The following is a 16,639-nucleotide window of genomic DNA, read 5'->3' on the forward strand; positions in this document are numbered from 1 at the left end:
CGCGCCGGGTTAAAATACGGCATGTCTACCATACTTGCAATTGAAACATCTTCCGAAATGGCTTCCTGCGCGCTGCTGCGCGGCGAGGAAGTCATCACCCGCTCGTCGTCCGGCGTGCGCACCCATTCGCAGGCCATCCTGCCCATGATCCAGGAGCTGCTGGCCGAAGCCGGCGTGGCGCTGCGCGATTGCGACGCGATCGCCTACGGTTCCGGTCCCGGCTCCTTCACCGGCGTGCGCACCGCGTGCGGCATCGCGCAGGGCCTGGGCTATGGCGCCGCCCTGCCGCTGGTGCCGGTGGTGACGCTGGACGCGATGGCGCTGGCTTGCCACCAGCAGCACGGCGGCAGCGAGATCCTGGCCGTGCTGGACGCGCGCATGAGCGAAGTCTATTGGGCGCAGTACCGCTTCGACGGCGGCCCGCAGGCCGCGCCTCTGGCCGTGCTGGCGCCCGCATTGTCGGCGCCGGACGCGGTGGCGCCGCAGGGCGAAGTGACGGCTTGCGGCAACGGCTTTGCGGCGTATGCCGAAGCGCTGGCGGGCAAGCCTTTCGCGGCCGGCGCGCATGCGGATGTGATGCCGCACGCGGCGCAGATCGCGCAGCTGGGCCGCATTGCCTTCGAGGCAGGGCAGGGCGTGAAGGCGGCGGATGCGCAGCCGCTCTACCTGCGCAACAAGATCGCCTACACCAGCGCCGAGCGGCGCGAGATCAATGCCGCAAAGGCCGCCGCATGAAGCCTGTGTGGGATCTGGCTCGGCTGAACTATGAACCGATGCGCGACAGCGATATCGACGAAGTGGTGGCGCTGGAGGAGAGTGTTTATCCTTACCCCTGGACCCGGGGCAATTTCGCCGACTCGCTGGCCAGCGGCTACCAGGCCTGGGTGCTGCGCAGCCAGGACATGCGGCTGATGGGCTATTTCCTGGTGATGCAGATGGTCGACGAGGCGCATTTGCTGAACGTGGCGGTGGCGCAGGAATGGCAAGGGCAGGGGCTGGGACGCTTCCTGCTGAACCAGTCGGTGGCCTGCTCGCGCGGACTGGGGATGGAATCGATGCTGCTGGAAGTGCGGCCGTCGAACACGCGCGCGCTGGAATTGTACGAGCGCTACGGATTTGAACAGATAGGCCGCCGCAAGGGCTACTACCCGGCAGGCAGCCAGCAACGCGAGGACGCGATCGTCATGCGTTATACCTTATGAACCGCAACGAGGTCTTCCTGCAGGAGATGGGTGTAGGCGTGCAATGGCGCTTGCGCAATCCGGTGGCGAGCATGGACGATGTCGATGCGCCGGAGGTTGAGGCCTTCGCCGCCGAGCCGGAGCCCGCGCCGCACGCCGCACCGCCGCCAGTGTTTGCGCCCGCGCCAATCGAGGTCGCGCCGGTCGCAGCTGTGGCTGCGCAGCCGCAGCCGCCTGCCGCGAGCCCCGCGCCCGCTGCTCCCCCTGCTGCAGACGCCGACAACGCCTGGTTCGACAATACGCCGCTGCCCGCCACGCCGCCGCCCACGGTGACGAAGTCGCCCGCCAAGCCGGTGCAGCCCGCGCCCCCGCGCCCGCAAGGCGCAGGCGCGGAGGAGCCTGAATCGACCGCGTGGTTCGATGATGTTCCCGTGCCCGAAGCCAGCGTTCCGGCTGTCCACGCGCCACAAGCCGCCGGCCAGCAGATCGCCGATATGGACTGGCCCGCGCTGCAGGCCGCCGTTGCCACCTGCACGCGCTGCGATCTGTGCCACAGCCGCCAGGCCGCCGTCCCCGGACGCGGCGATCCGCGCGCGCAATGGCTGGTGCTCGGCACCGCGCCCGGCGCGGCGGACGAGCAGGAAGTGCGCGCCATCACCGGCGAGCCCGGCCAGCTGCTGGACAATATGCTGAAAGCCATCTCCGTGGCGCCGGAGGAAGACGCCTACGTGACCACGCTGGTGAAATGCCGCCCGCCGGTAGCGGAGGACGGCAGCGACAGCCTGCCTACCGCCGAGCAGCTCGCGGCCTGCCGCCCCTACCTGCAGCGCGAGCTGGAGCTGGCCGGCAGCCGCATGATCGTCACGCTGGGCCATACGGCCGGCAAGGGCCTGCTGGGCGCGGCCGCGCGCGGCAAGGTGCTGCGCTACGACGGCATACCCACCATTGCCACCTACCACCCGGCCGACCTGCTGCGCAAGCCGGCGGACAAGGCCAAGGCGTGGTCCGACCTGTGCCTGGCGAAAGCGGCCCATGCCGGCCGGGCCTGACGCCCTGGCTGGCGCTGGCATCTTTTCCCGCGCCGCAGGCGCGGAAACCTACCAGGAGCGCTTTGAGCGCACATGGGGTCATCTGACCCGTCCCCATGTGCGCGCGCTGGCCTGGCTGCTGGAAGCGCCCGACCTGCTCGATCCCGACTCTCCGCACTGGCAAGGCCGCATCGCCACGCTGGGCCCGGCGGCGCAGGCCGCCGCAGGCTGGCTGGCCGCATTGGAGCGCGACCCCGCGCCGCTGGAAGCCGCACTGGGCAGCCGTTTCTATTCGCGCCTCGGCCTGTACGCCGAGAAGCTGATGGCTTTCTATTTCGAGCAACAGGGCACGCTGGTGGCCCACGGCCTGCAAGTGCGCGCCAACCGCAATGACACGGTGGGCGAGTTCGACTTCCTGCTGCGGCATGGCAGCGAACTGCTGCACTGGGAGTTCGCCACCAAGTTCTATCTGCTGGACGACACGGCCGGCGCGGCCAGCTTCAACCACCTGGTCGGCCCCAATCTGGCGGACACGCTGGGCGTGAAGATGCGCAAGACCTTTGCCAAGCAGCTGGAGCTGGCCTACCATCCGGCCGCGCAGCCGCTGCTGCCGCAGCCGGTGGACAGGGCGCAGGCGCTGGTCAAGGGCTGGCTGTTCTACCCGCAAGGCTCGCCGCACGCCGTGGCGGGCATTTCGCCCGCCCACTGCCTGGGCTACTGGAGCACCTTGAGCGAATTCGCCGCCGGTCGCGATGGCGCTGCGCAGCCGGACCAGCAATACGTGGTGATGCCGCGCCTGCAATGGCTGGCGCCGCTGAAGGTCCGCGCCGCGACCGCCACGCCCGCCACACCCGCCACACCCGCCGCCGCGCCTGCCGCCGGCCCCGCACGCATCAACTCCATCGCGGCCGTGGACAGCGCCGCGCCGCTGGATGCTGCGCAGGTGGCGCAGGCCGTGCTGGCCCGTTTTGAACAGGAGATGTCGCCGGTGATGGTGGCGTCGGTGGTGGAGCGGGATGGCTGGCTGGTGGAGCGCGAGCGCGGCTTTGTGGCGCCGGACGACTGGCGCGCGCGTGCCGCCGCGCGCCGCGAGCAGGGGCTGCTGCCCCCTTGATTCCTAGTGCTTGGCTTCGCCGATCAGCGCGAGCGAATCGTGTTCGCGCTGGTTGGCCTTGTGCATCTGCATGATGCACACCATGATGCCCGCCATGAACAGGCCGAACAGGATGATGATGGTGTTCAGGCCCAGGTGCAGGCGTATCATCAGCGAGTACAGCGCCAGCATGGTCAGGATGGACAGGTTCTCGTTGAAGTTTTGCACCGCGATCGAGTGGCCCGCGCTCATCAGCACGTGGCCGCGGTGCTGCAGCAGCGCGTTCATGGGCACCACGAAGAAGCCGCCGATTGCGCCGATCAGCACCAGCAGCGGATAGGCGATCCAGGTCGAATACACCAGCGTCATGCCCATCACGATCACGCCCATCAGGATGCCCAGCGGGATCACCGACAGCGATTTGCGCAGCGTGACGAAGCGCGCCGACAGCACCGCGCCGATGGCGATGCCGATGGCCACCATGCCCACCAGGCTGGTGGCCTGGTCGTAGCGCATGCCCAGCGATTTCTGCGCCCATTCCAGCACGATCAGCTGCAAGGTGGCGCCGGCGCCCCAGAACAGCGTGGTGACCGCCAGTGAAATCTGGCCCAGCTTGTCCTTCCACAGCAGCGTGAAGCAGTTCGAGAAATCGACGACCAGCTTGATCGGATTGCGTTCCTGGTGCGGGTAGACGCAGCCGGTGTCCGGGATGCGCAGGTTGAAGATGGCGGCCAGCACGTAGGTCAGGCCCAGCACGCACAGCGCCGCTTCGGTGCTGGTGTCGATGCCGGTGTCGATCAGCGGAATGTCGATATTGAGCAGCATGGTCGACAGGCGCCCGGTCACCAGCGCGCCGCCCATGACGGTGCCCAGGATGATGGAGGTGACGGTCAGGCCTTCGATCCAGCCATTGGCGGCCACCAGTTTTTCAGCCGGCAGCAGCTCGGTCAGGATGCCGTATTTGGCGGGCGAGTACACGGCCGCGCCGAAGCCCACCACGGCGTAAGCCAGTAAAGGATGGACGTGGAAGAAGATCATGGCGCAGCCCAGGATCTTGATCATGTTGGCGATGAACATGACGCGGCCCTTGGGCAGGGCGTCCGAGAAAGCGCCGACGAAAGCGGCCAGCAGCACATAGAACAGCACAAACGACAATTTCAGCAGCGGCGTCAGCCACGCCGGGGATTTCATGGAAATCAGCAGGTCGATAGCCACAAACAGCAGTGCATTGTCTGCCAGTGACGAAAAGAACTGCGCTGCCATAATGGTATAAAAACCACGATTCATACTGGAAGGCCTGGAAACTAATCTCGGTTTGCTTTATACCATGAATAACTGGTATTCCCAAGAAATCAACTGGATGTATGGGATAGGCCAAAAAGCCTAAAAGTACAATGTTTCCCGGTGGAAAATAACATCCCTCAGTGCTGTTTCAGCCCTGTTTGATTTGGCGCTAAGCGGGGGAGGCGGCTTCCGGTAGAATACCGGCTTCGCTCAACCGCTCCAGATTCCACTATGCCAAGGCCGATCGCCGCTACCATCCATATAGAGTCCATGAAACACAATCTGGCACGGGCCAGGGCTTGCGCGCCGGGGGCGAAGGTGTGGGGGGTGCTGAAGGCGAATGGCTACGGCCACGGCCTGGAACGCGCCATGCGCGGCTTTGCCGCCGCCGACGGCCTGGCGCTGATCGAGCCGGACAACGCCTTGCGCCTGCGTGAACTGGGCTGGACCAAGCCCATCCTGCTGCTCGAGGGCGGTTTCGACGCGGCCGACGTGGCCATGATGGCCGAGCACGGCATCAACGGCGCCGTGCACTGCGAGGAGCAGCTTGCGCTGATCGAGGCGGCGCGGCTGCCCGCCAATGCGCGCCCGCTGAACCTGCACCTGAAGATGAACACCGGCATGAACCGCCTCGGTTTCAAGCCGGAGCAGTTCGCCGCCGCCCACGCGCGCCTGCGCGCGCTGCCGCATGTGGGCGAGATCACGCTGATGACGCACTTTGCCAACGCCGACGAGACGGCGCATCCGCGCCTGCCCATCCGCGAGCAGATCCGCCGCTTCAACGCCGGCGCTGCCGGCCTGCCGGGACCGGTCAGCCTGGCCAATTCGGCCGGCATACTGCATATGCAGGAGCTGGGCGGCGAGCTGGCCAGCGACTGGGTGCGTCCCGGCATCATGCTGTACGGCGGCTCGCCGGGCGGCAAGAGCGCCGAGGAATTCGGCCTGCTGCCCACCATGACGCTGGCCAGCGAACTGATCAGCGTGCAGGAGATCGGGGCGGGCGACTGCGTCGGCTACGGCAGCCGCTTCCAGGCCGATGGCCCCATGCGCATCGGCGTGGTTGCCTGCGGCTATGCCGACGGCTATCCGCGCCACGCGCCGCAGGACACGCCGGTGCTGGTGGACGGCGTGCGCACCCGACTGGTCGGCCGCGTGTCGATGGACATGCTGACCGTGGACCTGAGCAATGTGCCGCAGGCGCGCGTGGGCAGCAAGGTGGTGCTGTGGGGCGTGGGCATGCCGATCGACGAGGTGGCCACCGCCGCCGGCACCATAGGCTACGAGCTGATGTGCGCCGTGGCGCCCCGCGTGCGCGTGCAGGAGGGCTGACCGTGGCCAAGGCAAAAACCAACTACACCTGCACCGAATGCGGCGGCACCAGCAGCAAATGGACCGGCCAGTGCGGCGCCTGCCAGCAGTGGAACACCATGGTGGAAACCGTGATCGAGTCCGGCGCGGGCAATAACCGCTATTCCAACCCGCAGCATTTGTCGCTGGCGCAGACCGCGCCGGTGCTGTCGCTGCAGGACATCGAGGCGCTGGACGTGCCGCGCTTCCCCACCGGCATCGAGGAATTCGACCGTGTGCTGGGCGGCGGCCTGGTGGCCGGCGGCGTGGTGCTGATCGGCGGCGACCCCGGCATCGGCAAGTCGACCCTGCTGCTGCAGGCGCTGGCCCATATGTCGCACGCGAAAAGCGTGCTGTACGTGAGCGGCGAGGAGTCCGGCGCCCAGATCGCGCTGCGCGCCAAGCGCCTGGCGATCGACGCGCGCGAGCTGAAGCTGCAGGCCGAGATCCAGCTGGAGAAGGTGCTGGGCACGCTGGCCGACTTGAAACCGCAGGTGGCGGTGATCGACTCCATCCAGACCATGTATTCGGACGCGCTCAGCAGCGCGCCCGGATCGGTGGCCCAGGTGCGCGAGTGCGCGGCCCAGCTGACCCGCATGGCCAAGCAGAGCGGCATCACCATCATCCTGGTGGGCCATGTGACGAAGGAGGGGGCGCTGGCTGGCCCGCGCGTGCTCGAGCACATCGTCGACACGGTGCTGTACTTCGAGGGCGACACCCATTCCAGCTACCGCCTGGTGCGCGCCATCAAGAACCGCTTCGGCGCGGTCAACGAGCTGGGCGTGTTCGCCATGACGGACAAGGGCCTGAAGGGCGTGTCCAACCCGTCCGCGCTATTCCTGTCCCAGCATGACAACCAGGTGCCGGGCTCCTGCGTGATGGTGACGCAGGAGGGCACCCGCCCGCTGCTGGTGGAAATCCAGGCGCTGGTGGACGCCAGCCACCTGCCGAACGCGCGCCGCCTGTCGGTGGGGCTGGAGCAGAACCGCCTGGCCATGCTGCTGGCGGTGCTGCACCGCCACGCCGGCATCGCCGCCTTCGACCAGGACGTGTTCATCAACGCCGTCGGCGGCGTGAAGATCACCGAACCGGCGGCCGACCTGGCCGTGCTGCTGGCGATTAACTCGTCCATGCGCAGCAAGGCGCTGCCGCGCGGTTTCGTGGTGTTTGGCGAAGTGGGCCTGGCGGGCGAGATCCGGCCCGCGCCGCGCGGCCAGGAGCGCCTGCGCGAAGCGGCCAAGCTGGGTTTCTCGATTGCAATGATACCGAAGGCGAACGCGCCCAAGCAGGCCATCGAAGGCATGACCATCGTGGCGGTGGAGCGCATCGACGACGCGTTTAACAAATTGCGCGAATTGCAATAACCATCCGCATTGACTTTTTTTCTGCAAGTTTGTCCGCACGGCAATCCTGTCCTGCATGAAAAATGAATGCGCAGTAGAATGACAGCTTGCAGAGCGCAGCCTGGGCTTGCGCTCTTGACAGACAATCATGAATCAGGAAGTAACAGAGTGCTAGTAGACCAAAGGCAGACAACCCGTAAAATTTTGCGTGCCAAAGCAGTAGTGGTGATGGACGGCGCCCAGCCGGCGCCAGCCCGCACCATCGACCTCGGCCCGACCGGCATGTCGGTCACCATGAGCCATATGGTGCCGTCCGGCCAGCTCGGCCAGATCTCGTTTGAGATGTTTGTCGATGGCAAGCCTGTCATCATTAGCTGCCGTTCAAAAGTAACATATTGCATCTTTAGCGGCGACGACGTGAAAGTCGGCCTACAATTTATCAGTCCTGATGCCGCCGCTGTGGCCGCCATCGGTAAATTCATGCGGTAATTCCAGCTTTGTTTTCCGCATGGGTGGACAGGCGAAGACCTTATCATGTCTTCTACTTTATCCGGATGACACAAAATGGCAAATACGACAATCGGCAATTACGGCAACCTGACGGGCGCCTCGGCTTACGGGCTGGGCACGTCCAGTACGCCGTCCGCGTCGGTATTGGCCAAGGTGGAGCGCACGCTGGCCAGCCAGACCGGATCGGTTGCCAAACTGAATACCAGCCTGGCCAGCGGCCAGGCCAAGCTGTCCGGCCTGGGCCAGCTGCAAAGCGCGCTGACCGGCTTCCAGTCCATTGCCGAGCGCCTCGCCGGTAGCGGGCTGAGCACCACGGCCACCTCGTCCGGCAAGGGCGTGCTGACCGCCAGCGCGGCCGGCACCGCCAAGGCCGGCACCTATGCGGTGGACGTGAAACAGCTGGCGCAGGGCCAGATCCTCAATAGCGACCAGCAGGCCTCGTCCAGCGCCAAGATCGGCACCGGTTCGCCCGCCACCATCAAGGTGGAGTTCGGCACCGACGGCGGCAACACCTTTACTCCCGGCAAGACCTCCGCCAAGACGATTACCATCGACAGCAAGAACAATACGCTGGACGGCATTGCATCCGCATTCAAGGACGCCGGCATCAACGCCAGCGTGGTCAAGAGCGGCACCGGCTATGCCTTGCAGATCAAGGGCGAGAACGGCGAAGCGAACAGCCTGCGCATCAGCGTGTCCGGCGACGCGGCGCTGAAGAACCTGGTGGCCTACAACCCGGCATCCAACAACAGTCCCACGGCGCAAGGCCTGACCCAGGCTGCGGCGGCGCAGGATGCGGTGGCCACCGTGGCCGGCAAGGAAGTCAAAAGCGCCAGCAATACGCTGAAGGACGCCATCGACGGCGTCAGCCTGACGCTGACCGGCGCAGGCAAGACCGACGTCACCGTGAGCCAGGACAGCGGCCAGATTGCCCAGAACGTGAGCCTGTTCGTCAACGCCTTCAACGACCTGAACAGCAAGCTGACCGCGCTGCAGAAGGGCGACCTGAAGTCCGACCAGGCGTTGGGCCAGGTCAGCCGCGAGCTGAACGCGCTGGTGCAGGGCAATAGCGGCGTGTCCAAGTCAGCGCTGGCGGCGGTGGGCGTGACGGTCGACAGCAGCGGCAAGCTGGTGCTGGACGACAAGAAGCTGAAAAGCGCCATCGCGGCCGACGCCGGCGCCGTGGCCGGCCTGTTCACCAAGGACGGCAAGGGCCTGGCCGACCAGTTCGACGCCAAGATCGACACCCTGACCGGGAAGACCGGCAGCATCCAGCGCGAGGCGCAGCAGGTGGGCAAGGACATCACGGCGCTGTCGTCGAAGAAGGCCGACCTGGCCAAGGCGCTGACCACCCAGGCCAATGCGCTGGTGGCCTTCTATACCCAGCAGGAACAATCTGCCGCCAGCGACGCGCTGCCCGGCTACACCGGCGCGCGCTCGCTGTTCGACTTCCTGGTCTGAGGTTTGCCGGGTGCTTGCCGGGGTGTGCTTGCATTAAGTGCCGCAATGCCCGATCATCTCGCCTTCGTGGGTTTTCGTGAGTATTTCTTCTTTTATTTGGGGGCATGCATATGGCGGGGAAGCGTTGGGGAAATTTGGCGGTAGCGGCATGTACGCTGGCGGTGGCGGCCATCGCCGGCCAGGCGCAGGCGCAGCAGGAAGAAAAAGTCCTGAACATCTACAACTGGTCGGACTATATCGCTGAAGACACCATCAAGAACTTCGAGAAAGAGACCGGCATCAAGGTCCGCTATGACGTTTTTGATAACAACGAAATCCTGAACTCCAAGCTGGCCGCCGGCAAGTCCGGCTACGACATCGTGGTGCCGACCGCCCCGTGGGCCAAGCTGCAGATCGATGCCAAGCAGCTGCGCAAGCTGGACAAGTCCAAGCTCTCCAACCTGTCCAACCTGGACCCTCAGATCCAGGCCAAGCTGGCCAAGATCGACCCCAGCAATGAGTACCTGGTGGACTGGCTGTGGGGCTACGCCACCGTGGGCATCAATGTGGCCAAGGTGAAGGCGGCGCTGGGTAGCGAACCGATGCCGGACAACGCCTGGGACCTGATCTTCAATCCGAAATACGCGGCCAAGCTGAAGTCCTGCGGCGTGTCCTTCCTGGACTCGCCCTCCGAGGTGCTGCCGGCCGCGCTGCAATACATCGGCAAGCCGCCCTATTCGGCCAAGGCGGCCGACTACGCCGACGCGGGCAAGGTGCTGAGCGCCATCCGTCCTTACGTTACGCTGTTCAGCTCGTCCGGCTATATCAACGACATGGCCAACGGCGCCATCTGCGTGGCCTTCGGCTGGTCCGGCGACATCAATATCGCGCGCCAGCGCGCCATCGAAGCGAAGAACGGCAACCAGATCCAGGTGCTGGTGCCGAAGACCTCGGCCGCGCTGGTGTTCGACACCATGGCCATTCCTGCCGACGCGCCGCACCCGAACAATGCCCACCTGTTCATCAACTACATCCTGCGCCCGCAAGTGCATGCCAGCCTGACCAACAAGGTGTTCTATGCCAATCCGAACACGGCGGCCATCAAGTTCGTGCGCAAGGATATCGCCGAGAACAAGACGGTGTTCCTGCCGCCGGCCGACATGCAGCGCATGATCGCCCCGGAAGCGGTGCCGGCCGACGTGCGGCGCTCGATCACCCGCATCTACACCAAGTTCAAGACGGGGATGTAAACAACAAAGGCGCCTTAAGTTGACAGCTTAAGGCGCCCGGTTCCGCATTGCGGTTTTGCTATTCGTGATAGCGATCGGATAGTTTGTGATGACTCCCACTGGATTCCTGGATCAGCTCATATACGACCAGAGCAATCATGCCGCCGAAAATGCCAATGGTGAGGAGGGTAAACATATGTCTTCAACCGCCTTTCGGACGGCCGCTCCCTAGAGTTGATACAACTAAACTGTAGCAGAAGCGATTTGCTTTTCAAGCCCCGCCGGGCGATTCATTTCACCACCAGGTCGGACGCCATCACCGCCTTCAGGTAAAGGCTGTCCGGATCGCCCGGCTCACGCTGGGAAAACCACCAGGCGCTGGCCTTGCGGATGTCCCAGTCCAGGTCTTCCCCCGTCATCAGCAGCGCCGCCGCCTGGCCCAGCGTGGGCTGGTGGCCCACCACCAGCACGGTTTCCCTGCCGGCCGGCCAGTTGGCCGCTTTCAGCACGTCGGCCGCGTCCGCGCCCGGCGCCAGGTCGTTGTGGATCTTGAATTTTCGGCCCAGGCCTTCCACCGTCTGCAGGGTGCGCAGGGCGGGGCTGGACAGCACGCGGCAGCTTTCCGGCAACTGGGAATTGAGCCACTGGCCCATGCGCCGCGCCTGCTTCTGTCCTTTTGCGGTGAGGGCCCGTTCCAAATCCGACTGGCCGGGGCCGGCGTCCTCGGCCTCGGCGTGACGCCACAAGATCAGGTCCATCATCTTCCCCTTTCGTGGTTTACTCGCTGTCCTCGCCCGCTGGCGTGCCCAGCGTGTGCATCAGGTACTGCTGGCCGCTGAACAGGGTTTGCTTGCCGCGCGGACGGCGGCGCTGATAGTGGCCGGTCGCTTCCAGTTCCCAGGCGTTGCTGTTGTCCTTCAGGTAGGGATTCAAGCCTTCCGCGATCACGCGCCGCTTCAGCGAGCGGTCCAGCACGGGGAAGGCCACCTCGATGCGGCGGAACAGATTGCGGCTCATCCAGTCCGCGCTGCCCAGGTAGACGTCGTGCGTCAGGTCGTTGCGGAAGTAGTAGATGCGGCTGTGCTCCAGGAAGCGCCCGATGATGGAGCGCACGCGGATGTTTTCCGACAGGCTGGGCACGCCCGGCTTGAGCGTGCAGGCGCCGCGCACGATCACGTCGATCTTCACGCCGTCCTTGGAGGCGGCGTACAAGGCCCGTATCACCGATTCGTCCACCAGCGCATTCATTTTAGCGATAATCCGGCCGGGCCGTCCGGCGCGCGCAATCTTGGCCTCGTTGCGGATGGCCTTGATCACTTCGTTCTGCAGCGCGAACGGCGCCAGCCACAGGTGGTTCAGCTTCTGCGGCTTGGTCAGGCTGGTCAGGTGCATGAACACTTCGTTTACGTCGCGTCCCAGCTCGGGATTGCTGGTCAGCAGGCCGAAGTCGGTGTAGAGCTTGGTGGTGGTGGGGTGGTAGTTGCCGGTGCCCAGGTGGGCGTAGTAGCGCAGGCCGCTTTCCTCGCGGCGTATCACCAGGGCCACCTTGGCGTGCGTCTTCAGGCCCACCACGCCGTACACCACCTGCGCGCCGGCCTGTTCCAGCTTGTCCGCCCAGTTGATGTTGGCTTCCTCGTCGAAGCGCGCCATCAGCTCCACGATGACGGTCACTTCCTTGCCGGCGCGGGCCGCCATGATCAGCGATTCCATCAGGTCCGAGTTCATGCCGGTGCGGTAGATGGTCTGCTTGATGGCGACCACACTCGCGTCCAGCGCGGCGGCGCGGATGAAGTCGATGACGGTCTGGAAGGACTGGTAGGGATGGTGCAGCAGGATGTCCTGCTGGCGCAGCGCGCCGAAGATGTCGGTGTTGGCGGCCTTGCTGGCCACGCCCGGGAAGAAGGGCGGGAAGCGCAGCTCGGGGTGGGCCACGTTGTTGATGATCTCGGTCAGGCGCACCAGGTTGACCGGGCCGTCCACTTCGTACAGGCGGCTGTGGTCGAGGGCGAACTGGTCGAGCAGGAACTGGGACAGCTCGGGCGGGCAGTTCTTCGCCACTTCCAGCCGCACCGAGGTGCCGAACTGGCGCCCCTGCAGCTCGCCCTTGAGCGCCTGGCGCAGGTTTTTCACTTCTTCCTCGTCCACCCACAGGTCGGAGTCGCGCGTGACGCGGAACTGGGAATAGGCGATCACTTCGCGGCCGGCGAACAGGTCGGAAATATGCGAGTGGATCACGGAGGAGAGCAGGCAGAACGACACGCCGCCGTTGTCCGACAACTCATCCGGCAGCCGTATCACGCGCGGCAGCACGCGCGGCGCCTTGACGATGGCGATGGCCGTGCCGCGCCCGAAGGCGTCCTTGCCGGTCAGCGAGACGATGAAATTGAGGCTCTTGTTAACCACCTGGGGGAAGGGGTGGGCCGGGTCCAGGCCGATAGGCGTGAGCAGGGGCCGCACTTCGCGCTCGAAATACTGCTTGACCCAGGCGCGCTGCGCCTCGTTGCGCTGGTTGTGGCGCAGCAGGTGGATGCCGGCTTGCTGCAGCTGCGGCAGCACTTCGGTATTTAATAAGTCGTACTGCACTTTCACCAGCTCGTGGCACTCGTCGCAAATGCGGCGCAGATTGGCGGCCAGGGCAGGGTGCAGCGCGGTGGGGCTGCCGTCGGTGGCGGCGGCCGCCAGCAGGCTGGCCACGCGCACTTCAAAAAACTCGTCCAGGTTGCTGCTGACGATGCATAAATAGCGCAGGCGCTCCAGCAGCGGCACCGCCGGGTCGGCCGCCTGCGCCATGACGCGGCGGTTGAAAGCCAGCTGGGACAGTTCGCGGTCGAGGAATATACCGTGCTTGTTTGTTTCCGAACGCAGGTCAGGCTTCATGATGTTATCTATCGCTTTATCTTTGCAGATGGTTAATTCTAGCCCACTTTGGACGCGGCCAAGTGTAGATGTAAATTGTGACAAGTCCATGACAAACTGATGACAGGGCGATTGCTACGCTTGTCATAATCGGGCCAAATTCGGCCCAAATCGCGGTACTATCCCCTCTGAAGCGGGTACTTCAATTATTTTCACACATGTCATAAAGCTGTCATATTGGCTCGGTAGACTGCGCAGCATTCAAACCGTCACAACCCCTAAGGACATTGATATGCGTATGAAACAGTTGTTCACCTCCCTGGTTATCGGCGCAACCGCAGCCGTGGCCTTCTCCACCGCCTCCGCTGCGGACATGACCGGCGCAGGCGCAACGTTCCCTTACCCGATTTACGCCAAATGGGCGGAATCGTACAAGGCAGCCACCGGCAACGGCCTGAACTACCAATCGGTAGGTTCCGGCGCCGGCGTGAAGCAGATCAAAGCCAAGACCGTTGACTTCGGCGCCACCGACAGCCCGCTGAAAGGCGAAGAGCTGGAAGCGGAAGGCCTGACCCAGTTCCCGGCCATCATGGGCGGCGTGGTTGCCGTGGTGAACCTGGACGGCGTGGCTCCCGGCGCAATGAAGCTGACCGGCCAGGTCATCGGCGACATCTACCTGGGCAAGATCACCAAGTGGAACGCGGCTGAAATCGTGGCCCTGAACCCAGGCCTGAAACTGCCGGCCGACGAAATCACCGTGGTGCACCGCGCCGACGGCTCCGGCACTTCCTTCCTGTGGACCGACTACCTGTCCAAGACCAACGCCGAATTCAAGACCAAGGTTGGCGCCGGCACCGCTGTGAAGTGGGTGGTGGGCGTGGGCGGCAAGGGCAACGAAGGCGTGGCCGCGAACGTGCAGCGTATCAAGGGCGCGATCGGCTACGTGGAGTGGGCGTTCGCCAAGAAAAACAAGATTGCGCACACCCAGCTGAAAAACAAGGACGGCCAGTTCGTCCAGCCTGACGACGACAACTTCAAAGCTGCCGCCGCCAACGCCGAGTGGACCAAGACCCCAGGCTTCGGCGTGGTGCTGACCGACCAGGCCGGCAAAGCTTCCTGGCCTATCACCGGCGTGTCCTTCATCCTGATGCACAAAACCCAGGCTGACGCAGCCAAGGGCAAGGAAGTCGTGAAGTTCTTCGACTGGGCCTTCAAGAACGGCGGCGCCGCCGCTGCTGAACTGGACTACGTGCCACTGCCGGCTTCGGTTGTGAAACTGGTGCAGGACTCGTGGAAAGCCAACCTGAAAGACGCTTCGGGCAAGGCAGTCTACTAATCGCTTCAGCCTCCTTGGCCTGGCCAAGGGGGCTAGCCGGGCGCGCTGCGCAGCCCCGCTGCGCGGCGCACCCGGCTAGCCCACACCCAGAATAAGACCAACCTATGAGCGCAGATATTACTTCCCCGCCGATCACCCTGTCGGAGCCCGCCATGACAGAAGTGTCCCATGCAGCCATGCTCTCGACGATGCGCAAGCAGCGCATCCAGGATTTCATCTTCCACAAAGTCACCATGGGCTTTTCCCTGTCAGTGCTGTTCGTGCTGATAGGGATTATCGTTTCCCTGGTGCTGGGCGCCATGCCGGCGCTGGAGCACTTCGGCCCGGCCTTTATCACCACCGTCGAGTGGGACCCCGTCAATGACCAGTACGGCGCGCTGATCGCCATCGTCGGCACCCTGGCCACGGCCGGCATCGCGCTGCTGATCGCCTTTCCGGTGAGCTTCGGCATCGCCCTGTTCCTGACCGAGATCTGCCCGGCCTGGCTGCGCCGTCCACTGGGCACGGCGGTCGAGCTGCTGGCCGGCGTGCCGTCGATTATCTACGGCATGTGGGGCCTGTTCGTGTTCGCGCCGCTGTTCGGCGACCACGTGCAGCCGCTGCTGAAAGCCACGCTGGGCCAGCTGCCGGTGATCGGCAGCTTCTTCAGCGGCCCGACGATGGGCATCGGCATCCTGACCGCCGGCCTGATCCTGGCCGTGATGATCATCCCCTTTATCTCCTCGGTGATGCGCGACGTGTTCGAGATCGTGCCGGCCGTGCTGAAGGAATCGGCATACGGCCTGGGCTGCACCAAGTGGGAAGTGGTGCGCAAGGTGGTGCTGCCATACACCAAGACCGGCGTGGTCGGCGGCGTGATGCTGGGCCTGGGCCGCGCGCTGGGCGAGACCATGGCGGTGACTTTTGTGATCGGCAACGCCAACAAGCTGTCCTGGTCGCTGTTCGCCGCCGGCAACTCGATCGCCTCCACGCTGGCCAATGAATTTGCCGAAGCGGAAAGCACGCTGCACGTGTCCTCGCTGTACGCGCTGGCGCTGATCCTGTTCGTGATTACCCTGATTGTCCTGTCCGCCGCCAAGCTGATGCTGGCCGGCATGTCCCGCAAGGAAGGCGTGAAATGAAAGTAGCTACCCCTATGAACCCGGTCTACCGCAAGCGCCTGCTGGTGCACCGCGTCGGCATCGCGCTGTCGGTGATGGCGATGTCGATCGGCCTGCTGGTGCTGCTGTGGATCCTGGCCACGCTGCTGATCAACGGCTTCTCGGCGCTGCATTACACCATGTTCACCGCCAATACGCCGGCCCCCGGCAGCGAAGGCGGCGGTTTGCTGAACGCCATCGTCGGCAGCCTGATGATGGTGGGCGTGGCCACCCTGGTATCCACCCCGATCGGCATCCTGGCCGGCATCTACCTGGCCGAGTACGGCGAAGAAAACAAGGTGGCGCAAGTGACGCGCTTCGTGACCGACATCATGCTGTCGGCCCCGTCCATCGTGATCGGCCTGTTCGTGTACGCGCTGTACGTGGCCAATGTGAAGCACTTCTCGGGCTACGCCGGCTCCATCGCGCTGTCGCTGATCGCGGTGCCGGTGGTGGTGCGCACCACCGACAATATGCTCAAGCTGGTGCCCAACAGCCTGCTGGAAGCGGCTTTCGCCCTCGGCGCGCCGCGCTGGAAAGTGGCCATGACCGTGCGCCTGCGCGCCGTCAAGGCTGGCGTGGTGACCGGCGTGCTGCTGGCCGTGGCCCGCATTTCGGGCGAAACCGCGCCGCTGCTGTTCACCGCGCTGAACAACCAGTTCTTCAGCGCCGACATGAATGCGCCGGTGGCCAATCTGCCGGTGGTGATTTACCAGTTCGCCATGAGCCCTTACGACAACTGGCGCTCGCTGGCCTGGGGCGGCGCACTGCTGGTAACGTTCAGCGTGCTGGGCCTGAACATCCTGTCGCGCACGGTGTTCAGCCAAAAAGCCCCGAATTAATCCAACAGACC

At 64.6% G+C, this 16,639-nt stretch carries 15 protein-coding genes; 12 read left to right on the forward strand and 3 right to left on the reverse strand.

Annotation, left to right across the window (positions count from 1 at the left end):
• Positions 1-21 precede the first annotated feature (21 nt).
• Genes tsaB through KT882_RS12555 form a run of 4 tightly spaced genes read left to right on the forward strand, consistent with a single transcriptional unit; the run spans position 22 to position 3,323 of the window.
• Positions 22-735 (forward strand): tRNA (adenosine(37)-N6)-threonylcarbamoyltransferase complex dimerization subunit type 1 TsaB, encoded by a 714-nt coding sequence (gene tsaB / locus KT882_RS12540; RefSeq protein ID WP_228895996.1) that lies wholly within the window; start codon positions 22-24, stop codon positions 733-735.
• The gene (gene rimI, locus KT882_RS12545) at positions 732-1,202 is read left to right on the forward strand and encodes a ribosomal protein S18-alanine N-acetyltransferase (RefSeq protein WP_228895998.1); all 471 of its coding nucleotides are present in this window, start codon (positions 732-734) and stop codon (positions 1,200-1,202) included. The genes tsaB and rimI overlap by 4 nt, the downstream gene beginning before the upstream one ends.
• Entirely contained in the window at positions 1,199-2,230 is a 1,032-nt protein-coding gene (locus KT882_RS12550) for a uracil-DNA glycosylase (protein ID WP_161072184.1), read from the forward strand. The genes rimI and KT882_RS12550 overlap by 4 nt, the downstream gene beginning before the upstream one ends.
• Complete coding sequence (locus KT882_RS12555) at positions 2,214-3,323, forward strand: DUF1853 family protein (RefSeq protein WP_228895999.1); 1,110 nt, start codon at positions 2,214-2,216, stop codon at positions 3,321-3,323. The genes KT882_RS12550 and KT882_RS12555 overlap by 17 nt, the downstream gene beginning before the upstream one ends.
• Before the next feature lie 3 nt (positions 3,324-3,326).
• Here the strand turns inward: KT882_RS12555 and lplT are convergent, their stop codons facing one another.
• Positions 3,327-4,589, reverse strand: coding sequence for a lysophospholipid transporter LplT (gene lplT / locus KT882_RS12560; protein WP_161072182.1), 1,263 nt, complete (start codon positions 4,587-4,589; stop codon positions 3,327-3,329).
• A gap of 228 nt (positions 4,590-4,817) precedes the next feature.
• On the opposite strand from lplT, the gene alr reads away from it, so the two are divergent.
• From alr to KT882_RS12585, 5 genes are all read left to right on the forward strand, one after another.
• Positions 4,818-5,915, forward strand: coding sequence for an alanine racemase (alr, locus tag KT882_RS12565; RefSeq protein WP_161072181.1), 1,098 nt, complete (start codon positions 4,818-4,820; stop codon positions 5,913-5,915).
• A gap of 2 nt (positions 5,916-5,917) precedes the next feature.
• Positions 5,918-7,297 (forward strand): DNA repair protein RadA, encoded by a 1,380-nt coding sequence (radA, locus tag KT882_RS12570; RefSeq protein ID WP_161072180.1) that lies wholly within the window; start codon positions 5,918-5,920, stop codon positions 7,295-7,297.
• Positions 7,298-7,444: 147 nt separating this feature from the next.
• The gene (locus tag KT882_RS12575) at positions 7,445-7,765 is read left to right on the forward strand and encodes a PilZ domain-containing protein (protein ID WP_161072179.1); all 321 of its coding nucleotides are present in this window, start codon (positions 7,445-7,447) and stop codon (positions 7,763-7,765) included.
• 75 nt (positions 7,766-7,840) lie between these two features.
• Positions 7,841-9,247, forward strand: a complete 1,407-nt coding sequence (gene fliD, locus KT882_RS12580; protein WP_228896002.1) for a flagellar filament capping protein FliD — start codon at positions 7,841-7,843, stop codon at positions 9,245-9,247.
• Positions 9,248-9,357: 110 nt separating this feature from the next.
• On the forward strand, positions 9,358-10,476 hold the full coding sequence (locus tag KT882_RS12585) for a polyamine ABC transporter substrate-binding protein (RefSeq protein ID WP_228896003.1): 1,119 nt from the start codon (positions 9,358-9,360) through the stop codon (positions 10,474-10,476).
• Positions 10,477-10,745: 269 nt separating this feature from the next.
• On the opposite strand, the gene sixA is transcribed toward KT882_RS12585, so the two are convergent.
• Both sixA and ppk1 read right to left on the reverse strand, forming a co-directional pair.
• Positions 10,746-11,213 (reverse strand): phosphohistidine phosphatase SixA, encoded by a 468-nt coding sequence (gene sixA, locus KT882_RS12590; protein WP_161072207.1) that lies wholly within the window; start codon positions 11,211-11,213, stop codon positions 10,746-10,748.
• Positions 11,214-11,232: 19 nt separating this feature from the next.
• Positions 11,233-13,332 (reverse strand): polyphosphate kinase 1, encoded by a 2,100-nt coding sequence (gene ppk1 / locus KT882_RS12595; protein WP_228896004.1) that lies wholly within the window; start codon positions 13,330-13,332, stop codon positions 11,233-11,235.
• Between the two features lie 277 nt (positions 13,333-13,609).
• Here ppk1 and pstS point away from each other — a divergent pair, with 277 nt between their 5' ends.
• From pstS to pstA, 3 genes are all read left to right on the forward strand, one after another.
• Positions 13,610-14,647: a phosphate ABC transporter substrate-binding protein PstS gene (pstS, locus tag KT882_RS12600; protein WP_407682037.1), complete on the forward strand. Its 1,038-nt coding sequence runs from the start codon at positions 13,610-13,612 to the stop codon at positions 14,645-14,647.
• Positions 14,648-14,799: 152 nt separating this feature from the next.
• Positions 14,800-15,768, forward strand: coding sequence for a phosphate ABC transporter permease subunit PstC (pstC, locus tag KT882_RS12605; RefSeq protein ID WP_228896008.1), 969 nt, complete (start codon positions 14,800-14,802; stop codon positions 15,766-15,768).
• The gene (pstA, locus tag KT882_RS12610; protein ID WP_228896010.1) at positions 15,765-16,628 is read left to right on the forward strand and encodes a phosphate ABC transporter permease PstA; all 864 of its coding nucleotides are present in this window, start codon (positions 15,765-15,767) and stop codon (positions 16,626-16,628) included. Before pstC ends, pstA begins: the two co-directional genes overlap by 4 nt.
• The last annotated feature ends 11 nt before the right edge of the window (positions 16,629-16,639 follow it).

Origin of the sequence: Pseudoduganella aquatica (assembly GCF_020865585.1) — a bacterium.
Lineage (GTDB): Bacteria > Pseudomonadota > Gammaproteobacteria > Burkholderiales > Burkholderiaceae_D > Rugamonas > Rugamonas aquatica_A.

Coding starts and splice junctions, on each gene's coding strand:
- tsaB (WP_228895996.1), top strand. CDS start 22: ATGTCTACCATACTTGCAATTGAAACATCTTCCGAAATGGCTTCCTGC.
- rimI (WP_228895998.1), top strand. CDS start 732: ATGAAGCCTGTGTGGGATCTGGCTCGGCTGAACTATGAACCGATGCGC.
- KT882_RS12550 (WP_161072184.1), top strand. CDS start 1,199: ATGAACCGCAACGAGGTCTTCCTGCAGGAGATGGGTGTAGGCGTGCAA.
- KT882_RS12555 (WP_228895999.1), top strand. CDS start 2,214: ATGCCGGCCGGGCCTGACGCCCTGGCTGGCGCTGGCATCTTTTCCCGC.
- lplT (WP_161072182.1), bottom strand. CDS start 4,589: ATGAATCGTGGTTTTTATACCATTATGGCAGCGCAGTTCTTTTCGTCA.
- alr (WP_161072181.1), top strand. CDS start 4,818: ATGCCAAGGCCGATCGCCGCTACCATCCATATAGAGTCCATGAAACAC.
- fliD (WP_228896002.1), top strand. CDS start 7,841: ATGGCAAATACGACAATCGGCAATTACGGCAACCTGACGGGCGCCTCG.
- KT882_RS12585 (WP_228896003.1), top strand. CDS start 9,358: ATGGCGGGGAAGCGTTGGGGAAATTTGGCGGTAGCGGCATGTACGCTG.
- sixA (WP_161072207.1), bottom strand. CDS start 11,213: ATGGACCTGATCTTGTGGCGTCACGCCGAGGCCGAGGACGCCGGCCCC.
- ppk1 (WP_228896004.1), bottom strand. CDS start 13,332: ATGAAGCCTGACCTGCGTTCGGAAACAAACAAGCACGGTATATTCCTC.
- pstS (WP_407682037.1), top strand. CDS start 13,610: ATGAAACAGTTGTTCACCTCCCTGGTTATCGGCGCAACCGCAGCCGTG.
- pstC (WP_228896008.1), top strand. CDS start 14,800: ATGACAGAAGTGTCCCATGCAGCCATGCTCTCGACGATGCGCAAGCAG.
- pstA (WP_228896010.1), top strand. CDS start 15,765: ATGAAAGTAGCTACCCCTATGAACCCGGTCTACCGCAAGCGCCTGCTG.